The sequence below is a fragment of the Mesorhizobium kowhaii genome (genome assembly GCF_003253745.1).
GTDB lineage: Bacteria > Pseudomonadota > Alphaproteobacteria > Rhizobiales > Rhizobiaceae > Mesorhizobium > Mesorhizobium kowhaii.
Genome location: NZ_MZXV01000013.1, coordinates 827244 through 850005 on the forward strand (window position 1 = coordinate 827244; position 22762 = coordinate 850005).

Sequence of the window (22762 nt, forward strand, 5' to 3'; positions counted from 1 at the left end):
TCTTTTCGCCAGTTTTTCCGAACTGTTGAATCTTGTTTCTGGAGTGTGTCCGGGGCGTGCGGCGCTTGCGCCTCTTCCTCTGGCGCCCGCCATCGCGTATGGCCCCGGGGAAAATCCTTCCACGCTCCAAGCCCCCCGGAAATCGCATGATCAGACTGGAAAGCATCAGCAAGCAGAATGGCCGTCAGCTTGTCTTCATCGAAGCGTCGGCGGCGCTGCAGAAGGGCGAGAAGGTCGGCCTCGTCGGCCCCAACGGCGCCGGTAAGACGACGCTGTTTCGCATGATCACCGGGCAGGAGCAGCCCGACGAAGGTCAGGTGCAGGTCGATCGCGGCGTCACCATTGGCTATTTCAGCCAGGATGTCGGCGACATGGAGGGCCACAGCGCGGTTGCCGAAGTGATGAACGGCGCCGGGCCGGTGAGCGACGTGGCGGCCGAGATGGCCGCACTCGAGGCCGCCATGGCCGACCCCGACCAGGCCGACCAGATGGACGAGATCATCGAAAAATATGGCGAGGCGCAGCACCGTTTCGAGGAGCTCGACGGCTATGCGCTCGACGGCCGCGCCCGCGAGGTGCTCGATGGCCTGGGTTTCAGCCAGGAGATGATGGACGGCGATGTCGGAAAACTCTCCGGCGGCTGGAAGATGCGCGTGGCGCTGGGCCGCATTCTTTTGATGCGGCCCGACGCCATGTTGCTCGACGAGCCGAGCAACCATCTCGACCTCGAAAGCCTGATCTGGCTGGAGTCCTTCCTGAAGAATTATGACGGCGCGTTGCTGATGACCTCGCACGACCGCGAGTTCATGAACCGCATCGTCAACAAGGTGGTCGAAATCGACGCCGGTTCGCTGACCGCCTATTCCGGCAATTACGAATTCTACCAGCAGCAGCGGGCGATCGCCGACAAGCAGCAGCAGGCGCAGTTCGAGCGCCAGCAGGCGATGCTGGCCAAGGAGATTGCCTTTATCGAGCGCTTCAAGGCGCGCGCCTCGCATGCCGCCCAGGTGCAGAGCCGGGTGAAGAAGCTGGACAAGATCGATCGCGTCGAGCCGCCCAAGCGCCGCCAGACGGTGTCGTTCGATTTCCAGCCGGCGCCGCGCTGTGGCGAGGACGTCGTGACGCTGAAGAACGTCCACAAGGGCTATGGCAGCCGCAGCATCTATGAGGGGCTGGATTTCCAGGTCCGCCGCCGCGAGCGCTGGTGCATCATGGGCGTCAATGGCGCCGGCAAGTCGACGCTGTTGAAGCTGGTCGCCGGCGCCTCCGAGCCCGATACCGGCACGGTGGCGCGCGGCCCGAGCGTCAAGATGGGCTATTTCGCCCAGCACGCCATGGAGCTGCTGGAAGGCGAGCGCACCGTGTTCCAGACGCTGGAGGACGCGTTTCCGCAGGCTGGCCAGGCGCCGCTCAGGGCACTGGCCGGCTGCTTCGGCTTTTCCGGCGACGAGATCGAGAAGAAATGCCGCGTGCTGTCAGGTGGTGAGAAGGCGCGGCTGGTGATGGCGCTGATGCTGTTCGACCCGCCCAATCTGCTGGTGCTGGACGAGCCGACCAACCATCTCGACATCGCCACCAAGGAGATGCTGATCACGGCACTGTCGCAGTACGAAGGCACAATGCTGTTCGTCTCGCACGATCGGCATTTTCTGGCAGCACTTTCCAACCGCGTGTTGGAGCTGACGCCCGAAGGCATCCACACCTATGGCGGCGGCTATACGGAGTATGTCGAGCGCACCGGGCATGAAGCGCCGGGGTTGCGGAGTTGACAGTTACCAATGGCGCCCGAGCGAGCTGACCATTCAGCCCGCTGAGAACGCGCGGCGCCGATACGCCTGAGCAGGCCTACTTGCCGGCCATGTGATCGGCAAGCTCCTGGGCTTGGGCGAGAAGTGCCGGGAAGACCGGCTCGCCCGGCAGGTGCTCGCCCATGCAGGCGCGATAGTCCGCGTCACCTTTTTCCCAGGCGGCATTGCCGGCATCATACGCCTTTTGGTCCTTGAGATCGGAGGCTTGGTAGGCCTCCTGGAATTTCTGGGCGGCGGCGTCCGCAGAGGCCCACAAGGCGTCGCAGGCCGCGATCTTCGGAACAGGCGGTGCCGCGGGCGCCGAGGCGATCATGACGCTGTTGCCCTTGACGAGGGTGACGATGACCTGCTGGTCGGGGTTCGGTCCTATGTCCTGCGCCCAGCCGCCGAGCCGCGCAAACGCGATGTCGGCGCCTTCAGGCTTCTTCAGCGGAAAGTCGAGCGTCCCCGTGAACGCCGCGTCGCTGTTGATCGCCTGGGTGTAGAAGGCATCGAGCTTCAGCGCCGCATCGATGCCGGCGGGCAGTCTGAAGCTCGCGTCCATCTCGGCGGCTCTCGACTGTAGCCAGCGCTCAAGCAGCCCCCGCGTCGTTGCCACGAGGCTCGGGCGGTCGTCGCTTTTGGCGTATCGCAACCCGTCGAGCATGCCGAACCCGATATCGGAATCGCTCAGGCTTTCGATATTGATCGTGCCGGTCGCCGGAAAACCCGCAACCGCCAGCGGGCCGAGAATGGCGGAAAGACGCTTTTCGAGATCGGCCAGCGCCTTCGTCCCGGCGGCATCGCGCGTTTCAACAGGTTCGTTCGCGCTTTCCATTGTCGCGATGGCGGAAATCGCCTTGTCGCGTGCGGCGATATAGTCGTCCTCCGGCGAGGCCGCGAAAGCCGCTCCGGTAGCGAGCGCGAAGATGATGGTCCAGACCAACCGCATGACATAGCCCCCATATGGCGTTCGACAGGCTGGGAGCCATCGAGCAGCTTTGCGGCTATTGCGCGGCGGCAAGTCGACGCGAAGCATTGCATGCAGCGGCCGGCGCCGGCCCTCCGCTGTCGCTCCGGGCGTCCGTTGTTCGGAAAGCCAAGCAATTGGCTTTCCGTCCGCTTCGCGGACCACGCCTCACCCCTTCCGCTTCTCCACCTCGGCCTTCCTCAGCAAAAACCGCTGGATCTTGCCGCTCGGCGTTTTCGGCAACTCGCTGACGAAATCGATTTCGCGCGGATAGGCGTGGGCCGAGAGCCGCTTCCTGACATGCTGGGCCAGCTCCTCGGCGAGTTCCGGGCTGCCGCGAAAAGAAGATGCCAGGATGACGAAGGCCTTGACGATTTCGGTGCGCTGCGGGTCGGGCACGCCGACGACGGCCGCCTCGTTGACCGCGGGATGCTCGATCAGTGCGCTTTCGACATCGAACGGCCCGATGCGATAGCCGGCCGAGGTGATGACGTCGTCGGCACGGCCGATGAAGCTGATCGAGCCGTCCGGCTCGAACTCGACGGTGTCGCCGCTGCGGTAATAGCCGCCCGAAATCGCGGGGGTTTCGGCCTGGTGGTAGCCGTCGAACCAGCGCAGCGGTGAGTTGGCGATGTCGACGGCGAGGATGCCGGGCTGGTTGGGGCCAAGCTCCTGGCCGGCCTCGCCGAGCACGACGATGCGGTAGCCCGGCATGGCAAAGCCGGCCGAGCCGGGGCGCACCGGGTGCGACAGGCCGTGATGGTTGTTGACCATCATGCCGTTCTCGGTCTGGCCGTAATGGTCATGGATCGGCACGCCAAGATGGGCGTCGAACCAGCGGATCACTTCCGGGTTGAGCGGCTCGCCGGCGCTGCTGACCACGCGCAGGCGGCCCTTGATGCGGGCGGTGGCCTCAGGCCCTTCGGCCAGCAGCAGGCGGAAGGCGGTGGGCGAACCGGCAAGGCTGGTAACGCCAAGCCGCTCGATGATGTCATAGGTGCTTTTGGCGGTGAAGGGACCCTCGTTGAAGGTCGTGGCGATGCCGAGCAGCAGGGGACCTGTGATGGCGTAGTAGAGGCCGTAGGCCCAGCCGGGATCGGCGATGTTCCAGAAGACATCGTCGGACCGCAGGCCGATCGCATCGCGCATATAGGCGCCGAAGGCCAGCAGCGCGCGGAGCGGCACCGGTACGCCCTTTGGCAGGCCTGTCGTGCCTGAGGTCGACATCATCATGAACAGGTCGTCGCCCTTGCGCAGGATTGGCTCGCAGGAAGTCGAGGCGGCGGCAAACGCGGCGCGGAAATCGATGTCGCCTGCCGGCAGGGCTTCGTCCTGGGCAAGGATGGTCGCCACCCGAGGGCAATCCTCGACCTCGTCGAGCTTGCCGCGATTGGCCATGTTGGTGACGACGAGTTTTGCGCCGCTGGTCTTCAGCCGGTGGTCGATGGCCTTTGGGCCGAAGGCGGTGAACAGCGGCTGGTAGACCGCGCCGATGCGCCAGGTGCCGAGGATGAGCGCCACCAGTTCGGGAATGCGCGGCAGCATGCCGGCAATGACATCGCCGGGGCCGACGCCTGCCGCTTTCAGCATGGTGCCGACGCGCGCCGACATGTCGCGAAGCTGGTCGAAGCTGAATTCCCGCAACTGGCCATCGGCGGAGATCGCGCGCAACGCCAGCCGGTTGGCGCCGGCGTGGCGATCGCAGCATTCGATGCAGGCATTGATGCCGGTCGTCGGGTCTCCCTGAAGCCGTGCGACTTCGTCTTCGATGCGAAAGCGCGCAACGGCGTCTTCATAGCGCGGCAGCGCCGCAGCTTGTGTCTTGGTCATGGCAGTCCTTCCTGGCGGCGCCCGTCTCCTCATCACGCGCCGCCCATATGTCAGATTGCCTGAAATCGGGTTTGTGGTCGATTGCGTCGATTGCGGGGCGCACTCGCTGCGGTTTCCCAGCCCTCTTCCAGTAGCAGCACCGCGCCGGGATTTCGCACGGAACGTACAGCTCGTTGCCACCGGTCCCTCGCCCAGCTGGTAATGCCGGCGGCCGCCGGATGGCGGATCGCCTGAGAGGGCTGGCCTCACCCGCGCGGGCCTGTATCATGGCCAGGTGAATGCTTGGGAGGAGGCTGGCGCGTGCGGCTGGATCGGAATCTCTGTCATTGGTGGATTTGGCATTGGTGGATTTGGGCTTTCATCGCCGCCATGGTGCTTTGGCCGCATGCGGCGCCGGCCGATACCATCACGCCCGAGCGGATCACTGCTGCCCTGTCGAAGCTCGAAGCGCTCGCCGAAGCCGCCGTCGCGGGCGGTGCCGTACCCGGTCTCGCCATCGCCGTCGTGCACGATGACGAGGTGATCTTTCTTAGGGGTTTCGGGCATCGCGAGGCCGGCAAGCCTGAGGTCGTCGACGCCGACACGGTGTTCCAGATCGCGTCCCTTTCCAAGCCGGTCTCCGCTACCGTCGTAGCGGCGCTGGTCAGCGACGGGATCGTGTCCTGGGATTCGAAGATCGCTGACCTCGATCCGGCGTTCCGGCTGGCCGATCCTTATCCAGCAAGCCAACTTACCGTCCGCGACCTGTTTTCGCATCGTAGCGGCCTTCCGGGCACCGCCGGAGACGACCTCGAGGACATTGGCTACGATCGCGCCGAGATCCTGCATCGCCTGCGGTTCGTGCCGCCATCGTCGAGCTTTCGCGCCGGGTACTCTTACAGCAATTTCGGATTGACAGAGGGTGCCGTGGCGGCCGCGACGCCGACAGGCAGGCCCTGGGAGGAGGTCGCCGAGGAGAAACTCTACCGTCCGCTTGGCATGGCCTCGACCAGTTCCCGCCATTCGGATTTCATCAAGCACGCCAACCGTGCCGCGCTCCATGTCAAGGTCGATGGCGCTTGGGCCGCGAAGATAGAGCGCGATCCGGATGCGCAGGCGCCCGCCGGCGGCGTCAGCTCCACGGCACGTGATCTCTCGCAATGGGTGCTCCTCATCCTCGGCGACGGCGTCTATGCCGGCAAGACATTGATTGCCGCCGATGCGCTGGGCCAGACGCATGTTCCGCTGATCGCGCGCGGCAAAAACCCCGTCTCCGGCGGCGCATCGTTCTACGGCCTCGGCTGGAATGTCGAATTCGGCCGGCACGGCCTGAGCTGGGGCCACGCCGGCGCCTTCAGCGTCGGCGCGCGCAGCCTGGTGACAATCTTCCCGGAAGACAAGCTTGGCATCGTCATCGTCACCAATGCCTTTCCGACAGGCGTGCCGGAGGGGCTGTCCGACAGTTTTGCAGACCTCGTCTTCGACGGTACGATCGGGAAGGATTGGGTCAAGGCGTGGGATGATACTTATGCTGGCCTGTTCGGCCCTGCGGTCGCGGCGGCGAAGGCCACCTATGCTGCGCCGCCGTCTCCAGCAAGGCCGGCCGGGCCGGCCAGTGCCTATGCCGGCCGCTACGCCAACGACTTCATCGGCGACGCGGTCGTCTCGAAAGCGGGAGACGACCTGGTGCTCAGGGCAGGCCCGGCCGGCGCCCGGTCCTATTCATTGACCCATTTCGACGGCGACCTTTTCCTGACCTTCCCCGATGCCGAGACGCCGGACAGGCCCTCGGGCGTCAGTTTTGTCGTCGGCCCCGACGGCAAGGCGTCGGCCGTGACGATCGGTTTTCTCGACGACAATCATCTTGGCACTCTGCAACGTGTGGGTGACTGACTTTCAAATCGAACGGTGCCGCCGGCAGCTCAAGATGCCGGGCCGTGCTGGAGAAGTTTGAAGCAATCGCCGTTGCCCGACTTCGCCTGCGTCAGCAAGGGTTTCGACCGGTCGATCCATTCCTGATGCGACCTCGCATCGGCTTCGATTGCTTCCACCGGTGCAAGGCTGACGAAGCTGCGCCCGTGGCTGAGGAGCCAGCACGCACGGCCGAGAAATCGCCTGCTGCGCTGGCGCAGGAGGTCGGCATCGTAGAAGATGTCGAGCACCTCGTGCTTGATCTTGCGCTCTGTTTCAGGATTGGCGATCGCAAGCTCGACCGGCTCGCCGCCGATCGCGTCCTGCAGGTCCTTGTAGTCGAGGGCGAGCTGGGTGGTGGCATATTTGATCTCGCTCTCGTCGCGCACGATGTCGAACCACAGCGTGGGATCGAGCTCGTTGACGACGAACGACGATTCGAAATCGCGCGACAAGTTGAGGATGTCGAAGTCCCGGACGTCGACGTCGCGCTCGACCAGCACGATCTCGCCGACTTGCTTGCCGAGCTCCGCTCCCTGCGCGCCGATCGCGGCGTTGGTTCCACCAAGTTCGGGACTGACATAGGCCCCGCCTTCATCCAGCAGCGCGTCGAATTCTCCAAGTGACCCGACGACGGGAGCGCCGCGGGCGATGCGCGCCGCCAGCTTGGCCAGAACCTGCTGGAGTTCCGTTTCGCGTCTGCGCTGGTCTTGGTAATTCTGCTGGAAAAAGAAGATGAACAGCGATACGCCGATGCCGATCAGGATCACGCCCAGCTGCGAAAAGATGTTGCGGTAGTATTCCAGCAGCTTTTCGCGGTGGCGCACGTCGTCGCGCACACTGTGGGCGACACGCAGATTGACGATCAGCGACAGGATCAGCAGCCCGGCACCAACCAGGATGAGGCCGCCAATGAGCAGGTAGCCATGGCCTGTGCTGAAATCCATTGGTTTTCCCTGAACCCCAGACTGCGCAGAATAGTGCCATTTTGCTTAAATACCTATGGGCTCGCAGGCGATGGATCGATGGCGGCGATCACCCCAGATGGTTGACCCGCCTGGCCATCCGGCCGATAGCTCTGCCAGAAATTGCCCCCGAGAAACCCGATGACTTCAGACACCAACCTTCGCCACACGGACGATGCCGCGCTCGCCCCCGACACCGCCTGGCAGACCGAAATCCGCGCCGGCGTGCGCCATGTGCGCGATCTCGCGTCCCTGCCGCTGTCACCGGGCGAGCGCGCGGCGGCGCAAGCCGCGGCCTCGAACCACAAGGTCCGGATCCCAAAAACCTATCTCGACCTGATCGACTGGAACGACCCCGCCGACCCGATCCGGGCGCAGGTCATCCCGTCGCCCGACGAATTGGCGGAACAGGACGGCGAGCTCGACGATCCGATCGCCGACCATGAGTTCAGCCCGGTGCCGCGGCTGACGCATCGCCATGCCGACCGGGTGCTGTTGTTCCCGACCTATCAATGCGCGGTCTATTGCCGGTTCTGCTTCCGCAAGGAGTCGCTGACCTCGATCGGCCGTGGCTATACGCGCGAGGCGCTGGAGCCGGCGCTCGCCTATATCGCTGATCACCCCGAGATCCGCGAAGTGATCCTGACCGGCGGCGATCCGCTCTCGCTGCCCGACAAGGCGCTGGCCGAAATCCGCGCCCGCATCGAGGCGATTGCGCATGTGCGGCTGCTGCGCATCCATACACGCGTGCCCGTGGCGCTGCCCTCGCGCATCACATCAGGGTTGGTGACGGCGCTGCGGGGCCGGCTGATGGTCACGGTCGTCACCCATTTCAACCATCCGCGCGAGATCACCGACGCCACCGAACAGGCCTGCCGCATGTTGCGGCAAGCCGGCTTCGTGCTGCTCAACCAGAGCGTTCTCTTGAAAGGCGTCAACGACACGGTCGAGGTGCTGGAGGAGCTCTGCCGCGAGCTGATGTACCGCCTCGGCGTCAAGCCCTACTACCTGCACCATGGCGACCTCGCCCGCGGCATGGCGCACCGGCGCACCACGATTGCGCAGGGACAGGCGCTGGCCGGCGCGCTGCGCGCCCGCCTGTCGGGCATCTGCAACCCGGTCTATGTGCTCGACCTGCCGGAAGGCGGCGGCAAGGTGCCGATCGGGCCGTGCTATGTCGAGGGGCGGGAGGGCGAGAGCTGGCGGCTGCGCGGGCTGGATGGCGAGGTGCGGGGGTATCGCGAAGTGGTTGGCGAGTAGGGCGATTCTCTAACCCGCATCGACAAACGCCAAGACGACCACGCGCGGAGCAGCGCAGTATGCGAGGCTGACCTTGCGGCCGGTTTTCGTCACCGCACGGCATGCGTCGAGGTCCACGGTGATATCCTCATAGCCCAGGACCTCGCCATCGAGCGGATAGGCCGCCTTGTAGACGGCTTCCTTGGCGCAAAACAGGATGCGGCCGGCAAGGTGCCGCTCCGCCGCGTCTGTCCGGTCCGCAGGGGTTGCAACGAGCGCGAGGATATCGTCGGGCAAGGGCTGGGCGGGCTCGACGTCGATGCCGAGAGAAGCGATGTGGGCAACATGCGCAACCGTCGCCACGGCCATGTCGTCGTCATGGGCGAGCGAACCGGTTATCCCGTCGGGCCAGACCGGCGTGCCGGATGGCGCGCGCAGGATGGCGAAGCCGTTGACGCCAACATCCGCCAGCAGCCCGTGCGCGATCCAGCGGGCCGCTCCGCTGGCGCGCCGCATGGCCGGCTGGCGCGCGGGGATGGAACGCGCTTCGTCGGGCAGCAGATGGGCCTCGTCGCCGTCGCGTATCACCCGGCATCCGATCCGGACACTTTTGGGCGCAATGGCAATCATCGCCTGCAGCAGGGACGTTTGCGCAAGCGCGACTTCAGGGGAGGGCGGCGGCGTCAACGATCATCCGCCGGCAGGACGAGGTCGGCGATCATTTCGCCGTCCTCATCGAGCCCTTGTTCGACGAAGCCGGCGGCGCGATAGAGCCGTCGTGCTGCTTCATTGTGCGGTTCGTAGCAGATTGACACGTGACTGATGTGGCCGAGGCTTCCGATTTCGTCCAGCACTTCACGCAACGCAGCCTTGCCGTAGCCTTTGCCCTGCCATTTGCGGTCGATCATGAAACGGTAGATGCGCGCCTCGTCGTCATCCTGCGGCGCCTCGTACATCAGGAACCCGACGACACGATCCCCAGCCATGACGACGCGCGGCCGCGCGTCGTCATCGGATTTGGCTTCGTCGAGGGACTCCGCGTTGCTGGCGACGAAATCCATCTGGTCCGGGGCCAGTTCCAGGGACGCGACCGAGGCCCGGTTGGCCTCGGTCAGGGAGGCGAGACGGATTTCTCCGGTCTTCAAGCCGATGCCTTGGAGCCATCGCCCGTGACCGGCTGCACGAACCGATGCAGCTTGGCCGGGTTGCCCCGCCAGATGGAGTTGGGCTCCAGCTCTTCGCCCTTCATCACGAAGGAATCGACATCGACCACCGATCCTTCGCCCATGACGACGCCGTAGTGGACGAATGCGGAAGGTCCGAGCGTGCAACCCTTGCCGATGCGGATGAAATCGGACTTGAACGCGCCTTCTTCCAGCGAATGGGCCTGGATGACGCAGCCTTCATTGAGCGTGACGTCATCGCCGATCTCGACCAGCGAACGTTCGGTCAGGTTGCTGCCGCCGTCATAGACCCGCTTGCCCACCTTGACGCCCAGCATGCGCAGGATCATCGGCCGGAACGGCGTGCCGGCAAACAGGCGCACGATCGGCGAATCGGCAAGCTTCCAGTGGCGTTCGTGGCGCCAGAAGGCGACGTCGTAGATCGTCGTCATTTGCGGCTTCAGCCTGCCAAAACCAAGGCTTGCCCGCTCCACGAAGATGTAGAACGGAATGGTGATGGCCGAGGTCAAAAGCACGGCAACGAAGAGGGCGACCTCCGCCCATTCGGTATAGTAGTTCAGCGCGCGGTCCCAGATCGCCAGTGTGGCAAACAGCATGATCCATTGCGTTGCCACGAACAGCAGGATCGTCACCATGTTGTGGCGGTTCTTGTGCGGGATGCTACGGCGCCGGTCGTCCTCGTCGACGCCGGCGATGAGTTCCTTGTCGCGGTTCACCATGCGGGGGATTTCAAAGGAAGGCGAACCGAGAAGGCCGACATTCTCGCGCAACGGCCCATCGATGGGGACCATCACCTTGGTGCCGAGCAGGACGTTGTCGCCGGTGCGTCCATCCGGCGGATAGTAGATGTTGTTGCCGAGATAGTTGCGTTCGCCTATCCGCGTCGGCTCGAGCCTGAATGCTGAGGCGGATTTGTGCATGTTGATCATGAAAAGTCCGTCCGACACCATGGTCTCGGTGCCGATCTCGCACAGGAGCGGGTTTTCGTGCTGCTGGTTGCTGCCGAAGTTGGAACCGGTCTGCACCACCTTGTTGAGGTTCCAGCCGATGGCGCGCATGTAGTGCACGATTGCCGAACTGTCGCCGAACAGGAGGCCGAGCACGCGGGAATTGCTCGAGAATTCGGCGACGGTCTGCAGCCAATAGCGGAAGCCGTAAAGCGTATAGGTGCGGCCGGGTTTCAACAGCAGGCTGAAGAGGCGCGGCACCAGCGTCGCCGCGAGAAAGGCCACGGCGATATATCCAAAAAGCGTGACCGTGGTGCCGATCGCGACGATGCCGATGGTCTCCTGATAGTCGTCGCCGACGTTCTCCCAATAGCTGTGGAACAGCAGCGGCAGCGGGGTGACGATGGCAAACAGGCCAATCAGCTGGACCGCTTCGAAGAGGAAGCGCCGAATGTTGGAAGGATCGACGTTGCGCACCTTGCAATAGTCCGCCGTGGTCGGCACGGCTGGCGACCCATGCCAGCGCTCGCCGTCCGGGATGCTTTGCCCGCGGTGCAGCGAGGACGAATGGCCGAGCTGGGCGCCGTTGCCGATCCTGGTGTCGATGTCGAGCGTGGAGCCGACGCCGACGAAGGCATCGCGGCCGATGGTCAGCGGCCCGGTATGGATATAGCCGGCCTGGGCCCGATAGCCGAGAATCATCGATTCCTTGCGCAGGATCGTGTTGGCGCCAATTGAAATGAGGTCCGTGCAGACGGGCACGGATTTCGATTCGATGACGGCATTTTTCCCGAGTTTGGTGCCGAGAAGCTTCAAATAGAAGCTGTAGAGCGGGCTACCCCGGAACAGCACCACGGGTGCGGTGCGGATCAATGTCTTGACGACCCAGAAGCGGAAGTAGCGCAGACCCCAGATGGGAAACGCCTCGGCCTTCCAGCGGCCGATGAGGACCCATTTCGCGATGACGGCAAAGCCCGACATGCCGAAGAACACGGCGGCCGAAAGCGCCACGCAGCGCAAATAGAGCTGCAGCGGCTCGTCGAGCGCGTCGTACATCCAGTTGAGGCCGTCATTGACCGCCCACAGCGCCACATAGCTGTAGAGCCCGTAGAACACGAGCTGCGCCGCGCCGCAGGTCCAGTAGGCAAGGTTCGATGCCTGGCGGGTGAGGACAGGCTCATTGGTGGCCGTGGTCATCTCTTCCGCTACGCTCAGGTGTTTGGCCAGGCGCGCCACGGTCGGATAGAGATAGATGTCGCGCATCGACGTCGTCGCCCATTCCTTCCGGGTGCGTACGCGCGCGCAGAAATGGGCCATCAGCAGCGAGTTGGCGCCGAGATCGTCGAAGAAATCGTCCTCGACCGACACCTCGTCGAATTTCAGCACCGCGGCCAGTGCGTCGGCCAGGAAACGCTCGTCGTCATTGCCGGGCGGCACCATCGCGCGATCGGCCGAAAGCCGGGCATTTGTCGGCTTTGGAAGCTGGCGCAGGTCCACCTTGTTGGAGACCGTCATCGGGATCGCCGGCAGTTCCTCCAGATAGGAGGGCACCATGTAATCTGGCAGGCGTCGCTTCATCACCTGGCCGAGATCGGCGCGCGAGATCGCCGGCAGGCCGGGTTTTGGTGCGTAGTAGGCAACGAGTTCGACGCGGCCGGGCTCGATCTCCCAGGTGGTGACGGCAGCCTGCGCGATCTCGGGCTGGTCGAGCAGCACCGCCTCGATCTCGCCGAGTTCGATGCGATAGCCGCGGATCTTCACCTGGGTGTCGATGCGCCCGTTATACTCGATCTCGCCATTGTCGTTGATCCGGCCAAGGTCGCCTGTCCGGTAGATGCGCTTTGACGGGTTGTTCGGCAGGTCGAGGAAATCGGCAATGAATTTCTGATGCGTCAGGTCCGGCCTGTTGAGATAGCCGACCGCGAGCCCGATGCCGGCGATGCCGATCTCACCCAGTTCACCAGGCTCGGCAAGTTGCGGCAGCGAAGCGTCGAGAATGACGATCGAGTAGGTCGGCAGCGGCGCGCCGATCGTGACCGGACTATCGGGCGTCAGCACACTCATCGTCGCCGTGACGGTCGCCTCGGTCGGGCCATAGGTGTTGAGGATTTGCCGCCCCGGCTTCGACCAGCGCACCACCAGATTGTGAGGGCAGGCCTCGCCGCCCACCAGCAGCGTGCGCAGGCTGGGCACGTCGCTGGCCATGGACGACAAAAGGGTCGGGCTGCAGGCCATGCAGGTGATGTCATGGTGGCGCAGGAAATCCGCCAGTTCCTCGCCCACGAGAGGCATCTGGCCAGGTGCCGGCACGACTGTCGCGCCGGCGGCAAATGGCACCCAGATCTCTTCGGAGGAAAAGTCGAAGGCGATGGTCATGCCCTGATAGACACGATCGCCCGGCCGGTAGCCGTAGGATGCGGCGGCGACCCGGATGAAGTTGACGAAGCTCTGGTGCTTGATGACCACGCCCTTGGGCTTGCCGGTGGTGCCCGAGGTGTAGAGGATGTAGCAGGTGTCGTCTGATACCGCGGTCTTCGCATGTGGCTTCAGCGGCGCGCTGGACTGTTTGGAAATCTCGGCGGCGGCGCTGTCGATCAACAAATGGGGAACGGGCAGTTGATCGGCTCGCGACGCATAGGCGGCGATGGTGACGATCAGGCTCACGCTTGCGTCTTCGATGATGAGCGTCATCCGCTCCTCAGGGAACGCGGTGGCCAGCGGCACGAAGGCCGCGCCTGCCTTCATCACGGCGAGCAACGCAACATAGGTTTCCGCCGATCGGTCGAGAATGAGCCCAACCCGGTCACCCCTTCGCACGCCACGCTTGACCAGCAGGCGGGCGAACTGGTTGGCACGCTTGTCCAGCTCCCGATACGTCCAGGCGCGCCCGTCGGAGATCACCGCCGGCAACGCGGCAAAGGTCTCGGCGAGCTGCTCGAAGACCGTATCGAGCCGCTCACCGGGTTGCCCCTGCCGGGCAAAGTCGGCGCCCGTCAGGATCTGGCCGCGCGCGACTGGTCCGGAGTCGTGAGCGACCCTTACGAGCGCATCGACGCTTGTGAGGCAAGTCTCGGGCTGGCTGCCCGGTCTTGCCTCGTCCAGTCCGGCCATATCGAAACCGTGATCCATTTCCATACTTTCTCGTCCTGGCCGGGCATCGCCCGGCGCGGCCGATTTCCGGCCGCCGCGGGATGCTTATGCCATCCGATCTTTTCGCCAGTTTTTCCGAACTGTTGAGTTTTGTTTCTGGAGTGTGTCCGAGCGCTTTTCCTACGGTCCGCGTGAGGCTGCGAGCTCAGGTCGACAAAGCCTGACGACAGCCAGTCCGGCGGTGTCGGCGGCTTTTGTTCCGGGGGCTTTTCGATAGGAATTTATTCTTGACATGGTGAGGGCAGCTATGCTATTCGTCCATCGTGCTGATTTGCGCCAATGACCCGCCGCACAGGCGGGTTTTTGCGTTTGATGCTTCGTCAACCGGGGAGGGTGAAGCCTCCGCCGCCGAGTTCCACGGCGCCCCCCTCTGCCCTGCCGGGCATCTCCCCCACAAGGAGGGAGATTGGCCGGAACATCCGCTTTCGCCAATTTTCACGTTGCGAGAAAAACGCCGGCGCCGAAGCTGCCAATCTCCCCACAAGTGGGGGAGATGCCCGGCAGGGCAGAGGGGGGCGCCGTAGGGCGCCAACCTTCGTGCGGGTCACGCTCTTCCCGCATGATCACGCAAATTTTTTGGATCGTTCGGATTGGCGTCGCGTTCTTCCCTGACGCAACGGAGGAACTGACATGGGCGACGAACGGCACGAAAAAATCCAGCAGCGCGCATACGAGATCTGGGAACGCGAAGGCGGCGGCGATCCCGAGCGGCACTGGCACCAGGCCGCGGCCGAGATCGACCGGGAGGCGGCGCTGCCGCTGACGGCGGGCGATGCTCTCCCGGAAACAAGCGAGATCGCCAGCGCCGACATCCTGACGGTCGAGGAACTGGCGGTGCGCACCGGCATATCGAGCGACGAGGCGCAGGCGCTGCTCGACAGGCTGGGCCACGACCGCGCGGCGGTCGAGCATGCGCGGAACATCAAGGGCAAGCGGAAATCCTGATCGATCCAGGGAGAGCCCGATGATCAGAAAACTCAAAGACGGAAAATACCGCCTCTATTCGCGCAAGAAAGACGAAAAGACCGGCAAGCGGCGGAATCTCGGGACGTTTGATACGCGCGAGGCGGCGGAGAAGCATGAGCGCGAGGTGCAGTATTTCAAGCGGCGTTGAGGGCTGCCGAACATTGCGGCGCGAGAAGGAAATTGAAAGCAACTGAATGCAATCTGAAATCAGCTTGCAACCGAATTGAAACACATCGACGCGACAGGCGACATGCGTGCGAAACGCCCTGGGGAGATGGTTGAGCCTTACCCACAAACCCAGGAGCGCGCCGATGACACCCGACCAGATTCGACTAGTTCAGGATAGTTTTCGCGAAGTCGTCCCGATACGCGCGGCCGCCGCCGCCCTGTTCTATGAACGCCTGTTCGCTATCGACGGGAATCTTCGGGCGCTGTTTCCGGTGAGAGACATGACCAAGCAAGGCGCCAAGCTGATGGCGAGCCTGGGCTTTGTCGTGCATGGTCTGGATCGTGCCGAGACCATCCTGCCCACCGTGCGCGAACTCGCCAAGCGTCACGTCACCTACGGTGTCGAGGAGCATCATTACCCGATCGTCGGCCAGGCGCTGATCGAGACGCTGGCGGCCGGCCTCGGCCCAGCTTTCACGCCAGCGGTGCGCGAGGCCTGGGAGGCAGCCTACGGCTTGCTCGCGAGTGTCATGATCGCGGCCGCCCGCGAGGTCCAACTCGCGGCGTGAGGGCAGCGCGCGCAAGAAGGACGAAAAGACCGGCAAACGCCGCAATCTCGGCACGTTTGACACGCGCGAGGCTGCGGTGAAGCATGAGCGCGAGGTGCAGTATTTCAAGCGGCATTGAGGGGGCCCGCTGTTCGCAGGGCAGGCAAGCCGGAGGCCTGGCGGCAACCCTCTACTGCGGCATCCCTGCACTCTGCCAAAGCCAGATCGCGAGCGAGCCGGATCGCCCACGGATCTGTGTTTCCACAGGTCCTTTCAGGGTACCGGATTTGAACAGGGCGCAGTCGCGGCCGGCGACATCAAGCATGATGTCACTCACCGCGACTTCAGCATTCTGGTCGGCTGCGATCTCCATCAAGCGACTGGCAACGTTGACCGTGTCACCTATGGCCGCGATGTGCTGACGGCCTTCGCCGCCGAGTCGAGAGGCTACGATTGTTCCGTGGTGGGCTCCGATCTTGAAGCCGAGCCGGGATGCAGTCGATGCAGGCAACGAGGCGAGCCAATCGTTGGTGCGGCTGGAGAGCCCCACACAACAGTGGGCGGCATTGAAGGCGTCATTTGTCGCTGGTTCCGGCAGACCGAACAGGATCATAGCTCCGTCACCCATGAAACTCGTGACGACGCCACCGCAACGCGTCACTTCTTCGCCGACCAACGCATGAAAATTGTTCAGGAGTTCGCGTGTGGCGATCGGTCCCAATGTTTCACTCAGTCCGGTGAAGCCGGACAGGTCGATGAACAGGATGGCGGCGTCTGTCCGGACGGGCTCCGAGAGGAAGTCGCCATGCTTGGCCAGCCACTCCCCCATGCCTGGGGCTTCGACGCGTTGAAGCAATTGGCTTTGCGTCGCGAAAAATTGCGCCCGGCTCCTGCCCAGCCAAAGCTGCGCGGCCCCGAACAGGATAGCCGGCGGAACGGCGGCGGTCATCGGCAGCGCGGCGCTCAGCCAGATGTGGTGCAAGAAGGCGGTCATGTTGACCACCAGCCAGACCAGGATCACGCCGGCGATCGCCGCGAGGCCGCCGGCATTTCGCCGCCATGCCAACAGCCCGACAAGGACCATTGGCAGCACCACCGCAAAGCCGGCATCGGCAAGCCGAACAGACTGGTCTCGCACAATTGCGTCGCCGGCCATCAGGTGGGCAATCGCCGTCGACATGACTTCGACGCCCGGGAGTATGGGATCGAACGGTGTCGGGTAAACATCGCCGGTGCCGGTTGCAGTGGCTCCGATCACCACAATTCGATCCAGGATCGTGCGAGGATCGAGTTGGCCCTCCAGCACGGTCGCCGCGCTGATCGTGCGGATCGTGCCGCGGGGGCCATAGAATGTCAGAGGCAGGATGTGACCAATGTCCGTCCGGATAGACCGTCCGCCCAGCGATAGATGATCGGCTGCGATTTCTGGATCCCCTCCTGCCGCCATGGCGGCAACACGCAAGGGGAAAGACGTTTCCAGCCGATCTCCGGCCCGAAACAGCAACGGCACGAAGCGGGGCGTTCCCGTCTTGTCGGTGGCCACGTTGACGACGCCGACAGCGGCGGCGTCCGAGAATGCTTTCAGCGGCCACAGAAACCGCTCGGCATTCGGCACGCCGGCGATGGGTCCGTCGCCCTCGGCTGCCGTCCATTGTTCGCCTCCGGGATAGACCGCCGCGGCAGCGATGACGCTCGCACTCCCGCTCAGCGAACGCGCCAGCGCGTCATCGTTGTCTTTTGCCCCGGGATCGACCAGCAGCAGGTCGAGCGCAATGGCTTTCGGTCCAAGCCGCGCTATCGTATCGACAAGCCGGGCAAGCGTGGCGCGGCTGAGGGGATATGTACCCTCGTGCCGCACCGCTTCATCGTCTATTGCGACAATGGTGATCAGCTCCGGTGGCTTCGCTGGTCCTCGAACAAGCGTTCGAAGATCGGTCATCGTTGCTTCGACGCGATCGAGAAACCACAAATTGCCGCGCCAGTGCGCGACGCCCAGGCCGGCGCCCCAAAGACCCGCCAGGATGAGCGCGATCAGCGTCGGAAGCGCTCGCCTGCTCACTGCAGCTCACTGGCCGAAACGGGCCAGCAAGGCGGAAACGCGCTTGGCGGGCCAGCGCTTGACGGTCAGCGGTCCTGTTCCGGCCTCGACGTCGACACCGTCGCCCGGCGCCAGGACCACGCCGGCACTGGACGCCGGCCGGTTCACGGCGACGTGACCCCTGAGGACGAAAACAGACGTCTTGCCCTGGCCGACGTCGACTGCCCATTTGGTGCCGCGCGCCGCGGCGATCGCCTGCGGGGTGACAACCGCGAAGCCACCCGGAACCGAGCCGGCCGGAGCATCGAGCAGCAGCGCCTTGCGCCGCAACCTGACCGCATCGACCTTGCCGTTTCGATCGCGGTCCACCAGCGTGAAACGAGCGCCGCCTTCGACAATGATGGTCAGGCCTTCCTGACATCTCACAATCTGTCGGGACGTACCGGCCACCGGCGCCAACGCACACCCCGCGCCCTGCGCCAGGGCGGCATCCACCCAGAAGACACCGGCAAACAGGCCAGCCATCATCAGGCTGCGGAAAAATCGGTCTCTTGCGCTCATCACCGCCCCTTGCTCCTGCAGAAAATTTGCGGTCAAGAAAATCTGCTGCCGTCAGCCTGTGCGTGCCAACCGGCACTTGCAGCCGCGTTGCGCAGAGGCAGCAGGATGCCGACCGGCAATCCTAGCACGACAAACCTGTTCCGACACCTAGCAAGGCGGCAGCCGCGATGCGAATGTCGATCAGGCGGCGACGTTTACCGCCAATGACACGGGGCGGGGGCTGGAGGGAGCGACAATGACGGAGCGCCCCAGCGTAGAAGGGCAAGCGGCGGGAGCGACAGATGATGCGGAAACTCAAAGACGGAAAATACCGCCTCTATTCGCGCAAGAAGGACGAAAAGACCGGCAAGCGGCGGAAGCTTGGGACGTTTGAGAACCGGAAGCGGCAGGGAAGCACGAGCGCGAGGTGCAGTATTTCTAGCGGCATTGAGGGGGTTGAGTTGTTCGCAATTACCTTAGTCTGGCGGTCGCAGTGGCGATACACGTTAGGCTACGGCAACCACCCTGAAAGACCGTTGTACATTCAGCGGAGACCTTCATTCTCTGTGCTACAAATGGCTACTTCGCGCCGCATGGCAGCCGTTGGACACAGACTTATTCGATCCCGTAAGCAGGCGTTCGCACATTGTAGCCGCACGAGTTGCGCCCGCACCTTTCGGCTCCACCATGCTCGCCGGCATGACTTTCGTCGCCTGGCTGCTGCCGGGCCAGTTCGGCGAGTTCAATCGCCTCGACTTCAAGGTCGGTATGGCCCAAATTGGCAAACGCAACAGCCCGTCTACCGACTTGGATCCTGAGGCCGCTCCAGCTGCGCTGCGCAGTGTTGCCGTGTAACTGGTGACGCTTCTTATCGAGCTTGATCGGATCGCCCTCCTTGAGCGCGATGTTGCGCCCTGCCGCCGTTCGGTTGATCGCCTTGAGGTTGAACGCCGGGAGCGCAGAGATTGCGGATCGTGGCTGCCTGGACGACCGCGCGCTTGCCGATTAGACGCGGCCGCCCGCTTTTAGGATGGCATCGCCCCAAACGTCCATTGCTACGTCGGCGACTCGCGCTCGGCTGCCCCGCGAATCGGCTTAAGTCAAGAAGATTCCGGCTTGCGGGCCGGGTATTTTGCTGACATGTTTGCCTGTTTATGAATTCTGCACTGTGGCAGGCGTCAAATAGAGGGGCATAAGGATGGCTAAGGAATCTTCGAGTAACGCTTCTTCAGCAGGTAAGGCGGAGGGAAATCCGATAGGCAATGCAGAGGGAAACGGGCTGAACTTCATGGCGGCCCAGGCTCGCGAGGCCGGGATCTCCGGTGAGGCTGTAGGTGTCGACAAGATACGTGATCTGCTGTTCGGCAACCAGATGCAGGACTATGACCGCCGTTTTTCCAAGCTTGAAGAACGGTTCTTGCAGCGCTTCAAGGATGTCGAATCCGAGGCCAAGCGCAATCTTGAAACGTACGAGTCAAATGCAAAGAAGCAGGTCGAATCGCTCGCGGCGCAATTGCGGAGCGAAAAAGATGCACGAGCCGATGCCGACAAGGAGATTGACCGGAATCTTCGCGAGCAAAATCAGGCACTTGAAAAGCAGGTGCGCGCGTTGTCGGATCAATTGAGCGAGCTTGAGCGCGACGTTGCGGACCGGATAAATCGAAGCGATCATTTGCTGCGTGAGGAAATCAAGCAAAAGAATGAGAGCATTCAGATGCTAATGGAGAAGATGTTTTCCGATCTCAGCAACGTCAAGACCGACAGAAATCTTTTGGCTGGCCTGTTTGTCGAGGTTGCAAAATGCATAAATCAGGATTCCGGCGGGAGCAAGAGCAACTCGGAACGTGGCTGGAAAGTGAGTTGATCGGAACTTGACGTCGACCGTCGACCCAATCAGCCTTCCTCAAAGAGCCGCCTCGAACGATACCGAGATCGATCGCGCGGCTCTGGCTAGGCTTTTGGTCGAAATTGCCCGGAACGTCGATCCGGACCATCATGCGCGTTTCGACGGAGTTCCAACCGCCGATCGTCGCATGGAAACGCTGCGCCAGTTGCTGGTCGGCCGCGAAATTTCGGAGCTTTCACGAGTTACGCATCTGCTGGGCGAACCGGAGCAGCTTGCGACTGCAGTGGGGGGCGTTCTCCCCAGTGCAGCCGCACGGGCGTCTCATGCGCAACTCGGCGAGGCCCTTGCGCCAGCTGTCGAGAGGGCTGTGCAACGGTCGATCCAGAAGAGCCCGCGCACGCTGACGGATATATTGTACCCGGTGTTTCTGCCGGCAATTCGCAAGTCGATCGGGGAAAAGATCGACCAGACCTTTCAGTCGCTGAATGAAACTTTAAGACATATATTTACCTGGCATGGGCTCAAGTGGAGATTTGAATCTTGGAGAACTGGTGCTAGCTTCTCGGAAGTTGTTCTGAAGCACTCTCTTGTCTATCGTGTAGAACATGTCTTTCTCATTAGCCGAAATTCCGGGCTTTTGATCGCGCATGTAACTGCCGATAATGCAACGAGCGAGGATCCTCAACTCATTTCTTCGATGCTTAGTGCAATTCAAGATTTCGTGAAAGATTCATTTAACGAAAAAGAACAGAGCAGTCTGGACACTATCCGTTTTGGCGACCTTCGTCTCTGGTCGGAAGTTGGCCAGTTTGCGACCTTGGTTTCGGTGATCCGGGGAAATCCGCCAGAGGAATTACATGAAATAGTTCGCGATGTATTGCTTCGTATCCATGAGGAATCCTCAGAGGCTTTAGGGGAGTTTGACGGCGACGGTTCGCAGTTGGCCGGCGTAGAGGCGCAGTTGCAGACATGCGTCGAGCTGAAGCAGGAGGAATCAAACCAGGGATTTCCATGGCTGGTGGTGGCTGTGGCCGTGCTGTTTTTGAGTCTGGCAGGCGGTTGGTTCTTTCTTTCCTGGCAATCCGGGCAGCGCTGGCAGGCCTATGTGTCGCGACTGGGGACCCAGCCGGGCATCATCGTGTCCGAACAAAAGATACGCTACGGTCAATTCTATATTGCCGGCCTGAGAGACCCGCTTGCCGCCGACCCGCAGTCGCTGTTGTCCGGAACGCAGGTCGATCCCGCCCGCGTTCATTCGCAGTGGCAATTCTATCAGAGCCTTGAGCCGGAGTTCGTGTTGAAGCGGCTGACGGCGTCGCTGGCTCCGCCGGATTCGGTACGACTTTCGATCGTCAATGATCGCATCGTTGCCGAGGGTGAGGCTCCTGCCACGTGGATCAAGCGGGCGCAGGCCGCCGCCCAGCAGCTTTCGGCAGGCGGCCCGGTATTCGATATCTCCAGGGTCCGTGATGTAAGCCCCGAAGAACGCGAGGCGGAGCGCTGGCAGGCCTATGTGTCGCGACTGGGGGCCCAGCCGGGCATCATCGTTGCCGAACAAAAGATACGCGATGGCCAATTCTATATTGCCGGCCTGAGAGACCCGCTTGGCGCCGACCCGCAGTCGCTGTTGTCCGGAACGCAGATCGATCCCGCCCGCGTTCATTCGCAGTGGCAATTCTATCAGAGCCTGGAGCCGGCGTTCGTGCTGAAGCGACTGATGGCCTCGCTGTATCCGCCGGATACAGTACGACTTTCGATCGTCAATGATCGCATCGTTGCCGAGGGTGAGGCTCCCGACACCTGGATAGATCGGGCGCGCGCAGCGGCCCGACAGCTTTCGGCAGGCGGACCGGAATTCGACATCTCCAAGGTTCGTGACGTGAGCCCCGAAGCACGCGCGGCGGAGCACTGGCAATATTATGTGTCGCGACTTGAGGCCCAATCGGGAATCATCGTCGCCCAACAAACGGCGAGGGGCGGACATTTCTACATTTCCGGTCTGAGAGACCCGCTTGCCGCCGACCCGCAAGCTCTGCTGTCCGGAACGGAGGTTGATCCTGCCCGCGTTCATGCACAGTGGCAATTCTATCAGAGCCTTGAGCCGGAGTTCGTGTTGAAGCGGCTGACGGCGTCGCTGACCCCGCCGAAATCGGTTCTGCTTTCGATCGTCCAGGGTCGCATCGTTGTCGTGGGTGAGGCTCCTGTCGGCTGGATCAACCGGGCGCGGGCCGCCGCCGAACAACTTTCGGCGGACGGAGTGGTTCTGGATGTCTCACAGCTGCGTGAGTTGAACCTTGCAGAACTCAATCACTTGAGAGAGGCCATCCAGGCGACCGATATTTTCTTCTATTCCGGCAAAGCTGTGCCGGGACCAGAGCAGACGCCGGTTCTCGACAGATTGGCGGATCAATTAAAGGAATTCGCCCAAAGTGCCCGCAAGTCAGGCGTAACAGCGCGGTTCATGTTGACCGGCCATTCGGACGGCACGGGCCGTGAGACGGCCAACGTGTCGATCAGCGCCGCCCGCGCCGAGGCAGTTCGTGCGCTTCTCAACAGGCGCGGCGTCGCTCCGGAACTGCTGCTGGTTCGGGGCGCGGGCACCTTTGAGCCGGTGGTGCCTGAAAATAGTCAAACTGGTAGCTCCACCAATCGCCGGGTTTCGGTTACGGTAAACCTGGACTAGGGCGGGGCCCA

17 protein-coding genes are annotated in these 22762 nt (G+C 63.0%); 9 read left to right on the forward strand and 8 right to left on the reverse strand.

Features of this window, described 5'->3' with window-relative positions; translation table 11 throughout:
* Window positions 1-146 precede the first annotated feature (146 nt).
* On the forward strand, window positions 147-1769 hold the full coding sequence (locus tag B5V02_RS06525) for an ABC-F family ATP-binding cassette domain-containing protein (RefSeq protein ID WP_111543337.1): 1623 nt from the start codon (window positions 147-149) through the stop codon (window positions 1767-1769).
* A 76-nt stretch (window positions 1770-1845) separates the two neighbouring features.
* Here B5V02_RS06525 and B5V02_RS06530 read toward each other — a convergent pair whose 3' ends face one another.
* Window positions 1846-2739, reverse strand: a complete 894-nt coding sequence (locus B5V02_RS06530) for a hypothetical protein (protein ID WP_111543338.1) — start codon at window positions 2737-2739, stop codon at window positions 1846-1848.
* Window positions 2740-2925: 186 nt separating this feature from the next.
* Complete coding sequence (locus B5V02_RS06535; protein ID WP_111543339.1) at window positions 2926-4587, reverse strand: acyl-CoA synthetase; 1662 nt, start codon at window positions 4585-4587, stop codon at window positions 2926-2928.
* Between the two features lie 300 nt (window positions 4588-4887).
* Here B5V02_RS06535 and B5V02_RS06540 point away from each other — a divergent pair, with 300 nt between their 5' ends.
* On the forward strand, window positions 4888-6459 hold the full coding sequence (locus tag B5V02_RS06540; protein ID WP_111543340.1) for a serine hydrolase: 1572 nt from the start codon (window positions 4888-4890) through the stop codon (window positions 6457-6459).
* A 29-nt stretch (window positions 6460-6488) separates the two neighbouring features.
* On the opposite strand, the gene B5V02_RS06545 is transcribed toward B5V02_RS06540, so the two are convergent.
* The gene (locus B5V02_RS06545) at window positions 6489-7424 is read right to left on the reverse strand and encodes a hypothetical protein (protein WP_111543341.1); all 936 of its coding nucleotides are present in this window, start codon (window positions 7422-7424) and stop codon (window positions 6489-6491) included.
* A 159-nt stretch (window positions 7425-7583) separates the two neighbouring features.
* On the opposite strand from B5V02_RS06545, the gene B5V02_RS06550 reads away from it, so the two are divergent.
* Complete coding sequence (locus B5V02_RS06550) at window positions 7584-8702, forward strand: KamA family radical SAM protein (RefSeq protein WP_111543342.1); 1119 nt, start codon at window positions 7584-7586, stop codon at window positions 8700-8702.
* Between the two features lie 9 nt (window positions 8703-8711).
* On the opposite strand, the gene B5V02_RS06555 is transcribed toward B5V02_RS06550, so the two are convergent.
* The 3 genes from B5V02_RS06555 to B5V02_RS06565 are packed head-to-tail and all read right to left on the reverse strand — an operon-like array spanning window position 8712 to window position 13947.
* Window positions 8712-9368 carry a 4'-phosphopantetheinyl transferase family protein gene (locus B5V02_RS06555; RefSeq protein WP_245445731.1) on the reverse strand — a complete coding sequence of 219 codons (657 nt, stop codon included), beginning with the start codon at window positions 9366-9368 and terminating at the stop codon, window positions 8712-8714.
* Window positions 9365-9826 (reverse strand): GNAT family N-acetyltransferase, encoded by a 462-nt coding sequence (locus B5V02_RS06560; protein ID WP_245445733.1) that lies wholly within the window; start codon window positions 9824-9826, stop codon window positions 9365-9367. The genes B5V02_RS06555 and B5V02_RS06560 overlap by 4 nt, the downstream gene beginning before the upstream one ends.
* Window positions 9823-13947, reverse strand: coding sequence for a Pls/PosA family non-ribosomal peptide synthetase (locus B5V02_RS06565; protein WP_111543343.1), 4125 nt, complete (start codon window positions 13945-13947; stop codon window positions 9823-9825). Before B5V02_RS06565 ends, B5V02_RS06560 begins: the two co-directional genes overlap by 4 nt.
* A gap of 645 nt (window positions 13948-14592) precedes the next feature.
* Here B5V02_RS06565 and B5V02_RS06575 point away from each other — a divergent pair.
* The 3 genes from B5V02_RS06575 to B5V02_RS06585 all read left to right on the forward strand — a co-directional run bounded on the left by B5V02_RS06575 (window position 14593) and on the right by B5V02_RS06585 (window position 15665).
* A complete protein-coding gene (locus B5V02_RS06575) occupies window positions 14593-14907 on the forward strand; it encodes a DUF2934 domain-containing protein (protein WP_111543344.1) in 315 nt (104 codons plus the stop codon).
* Window positions 14908-14926: 19 nt separating this feature from the next.
* The gene (locus tag B5V02_RS06580; protein WP_111543345.1) at window positions 14927-15076 is read left to right on the forward strand and encodes a hypothetical protein; all 150 of its coding nucleotides are present in this window, start codon (window positions 14927-14929) and stop codon (window positions 15074-15076) included.
* 163 nt (window positions 15077-15239) lie between these two features.
* A complete protein-coding gene (locus B5V02_RS06585; protein WP_111543346.1) occupies window positions 15240-15665 on the forward strand; it encodes a globin family protein in 426 nt (141 codons plus the stop codon).
* A gap of 169 nt (window positions 15666-15834) precedes the next feature.
* Here the strand turns inward: B5V02_RS06585 and B5V02_RS06595 are convergent, their stop codons facing one another.
* Both B5V02_RS06595 and B5V02_RS06600 read right to left on the reverse strand, forming a co-directional pair.
* Complete coding sequence (locus B5V02_RS06595; RefSeq protein WP_111543347.1) at window positions 15835-17703, reverse strand: CHASE2 domain-containing protein; 1869 nt, start codon at window positions 17701-17703, stop codon at window positions 15835-15837.
* Window positions 17704-17709: 6 nt separating this feature from the next.
* Window positions 17710-18243 carry a FecR domain-containing protein gene (locus B5V02_RS06600; protein ID WP_111543348.1) on the reverse strand — a complete coding sequence of 178 codons (534 nt, stop codon included), beginning with the start codon at window positions 18241-18243 and terminating at the stop codon, window positions 17710-17712.
* A 666-nt stretch (window positions 18244-18909) separates the two neighbouring features.
* Here B5V02_RS06600 and B5V02_RS40455 point away from each other — a divergent pair.
* From B5V02_RS40455 to B5V02_RS06615, 3 genes are all read left to right on the forward strand, one after another.
* Entirely contained in the window at window positions 18910-19077 is a 168-nt protein-coding gene (locus B5V02_RS40455; RefSeq protein WP_167458383.1) for a hypothetical protein, read from the forward strand.
* A 343-nt stretch (window positions 19078-19420) separates the two neighbouring features.
* The gene (locus tag B5V02_RS06610) at window positions 19421-20086 is read left to right on the forward strand and encodes a DUF3450 domain-containing protein (RefSeq protein WP_111543349.1); all 666 of its coding nucleotides are present in this window, start codon (window positions 19421-19423) and stop codon (window positions 20084-20086) included.
* A gap of 7 nt (window positions 20087-20093) precedes the next feature.
* Entirely contained in the window at window positions 20094-22751 is a 2658-nt protein-coding gene (locus B5V02_RS06615) for an OmpA family protein (protein ID WP_111543350.1), read from the forward strand.
* The last annotated feature ends 11 nt before the right edge of the window (window positions 22752-22762 follow it).

What these genes read in the sequence shown, in the direction of transcription:
- B5V02_RS06600 (WP_111543348.1), bottom strand. Translation starts at nt 18,243, where the DNA reads ATGAGCGCAAGAGACCGATTTTTCCGCAGCCTGATGATGGCTGGCCTG.
- B5V02_RS06610 (WP_111543349.1), top strand. Translation starts at nt 19,421, where the DNA reads ATGGCTAAGGAATCTTCGAGTAACGCTTCTTCAGCAGGTAAGGCGGAG.
- B5V02_RS06535 (WP_111543339.1), bottom strand. Translation starts at nt 4,587, where the DNA reads ATGACCAAGACACAAGCTGCGGCGCTGCCGCGCTATGAAGACGCCGTT.
- B5V02_RS06575 (WP_111543344.1), top strand. Translation starts at nt 14,593, where the DNA reads ATGGGCGACGAACGGCACGAAAAAATCCAGCAGCGCGCATACGAGATC.
- B5V02_RS06565 (WP_111543343.1), bottom strand. Translation starts at nt 13,947, where the DNA reads ATGGAAATGGATCACGGTTTCGATATGGCCGGACTGGACGAGGCAAGA.
- B5V02_RS40455 (WP_167458383.1), top strand. Translation starts at nt 18,910, where the DNA reads ATGCTCGCCGGCATGACTTTCGTCGCCTGGCTGCTGCCGGGCCAGTTC.
- B5V02_RS06580 (WP_111543345.1), top strand. Translation starts at nt 14,927, where the DNA reads ATGATCAGAAAACTCAAAGACGGAAAATACCGCCTCTATTCGCGCAAG.
- B5V02_RS06530 (WP_111543338.1), bottom strand. Translation starts at nt 2,739, where the DNA reads ATGCGGTTGGTCTGGACCATCATCTTCGCGCTCGCTACCGGAGCGGCT.
- B5V02_RS06550 (WP_111543342.1), top strand. Translation starts at nt 7,584, where the DNA reads ATGACTTCAGACACCAACCTTCGCCACACGGACGATGCCGCGCTCGCC.
- B5V02_RS06545 (WP_111543341.1), bottom strand. Translation starts at nt 7,424, where the DNA reads ATGGATTTCAGCACAGGCCATGGCTACCTGCTCATTGGCGGCCTCATC.
- B5V02_RS06585 (WP_111543346.1), top strand. Translation starts at nt 15,240, where the DNA reads ATGACACCCGACCAGATTCGACTAGTTCAGGATAGTTTTCGCGAAGTC.
- B5V02_RS06525 (WP_111543337.1), top strand. Translation starts at nt 147, where the DNA reads ATGATCAGACTGGAAAGCATCAGCAAGCAGAATGGCCGTCAGCTTGTC.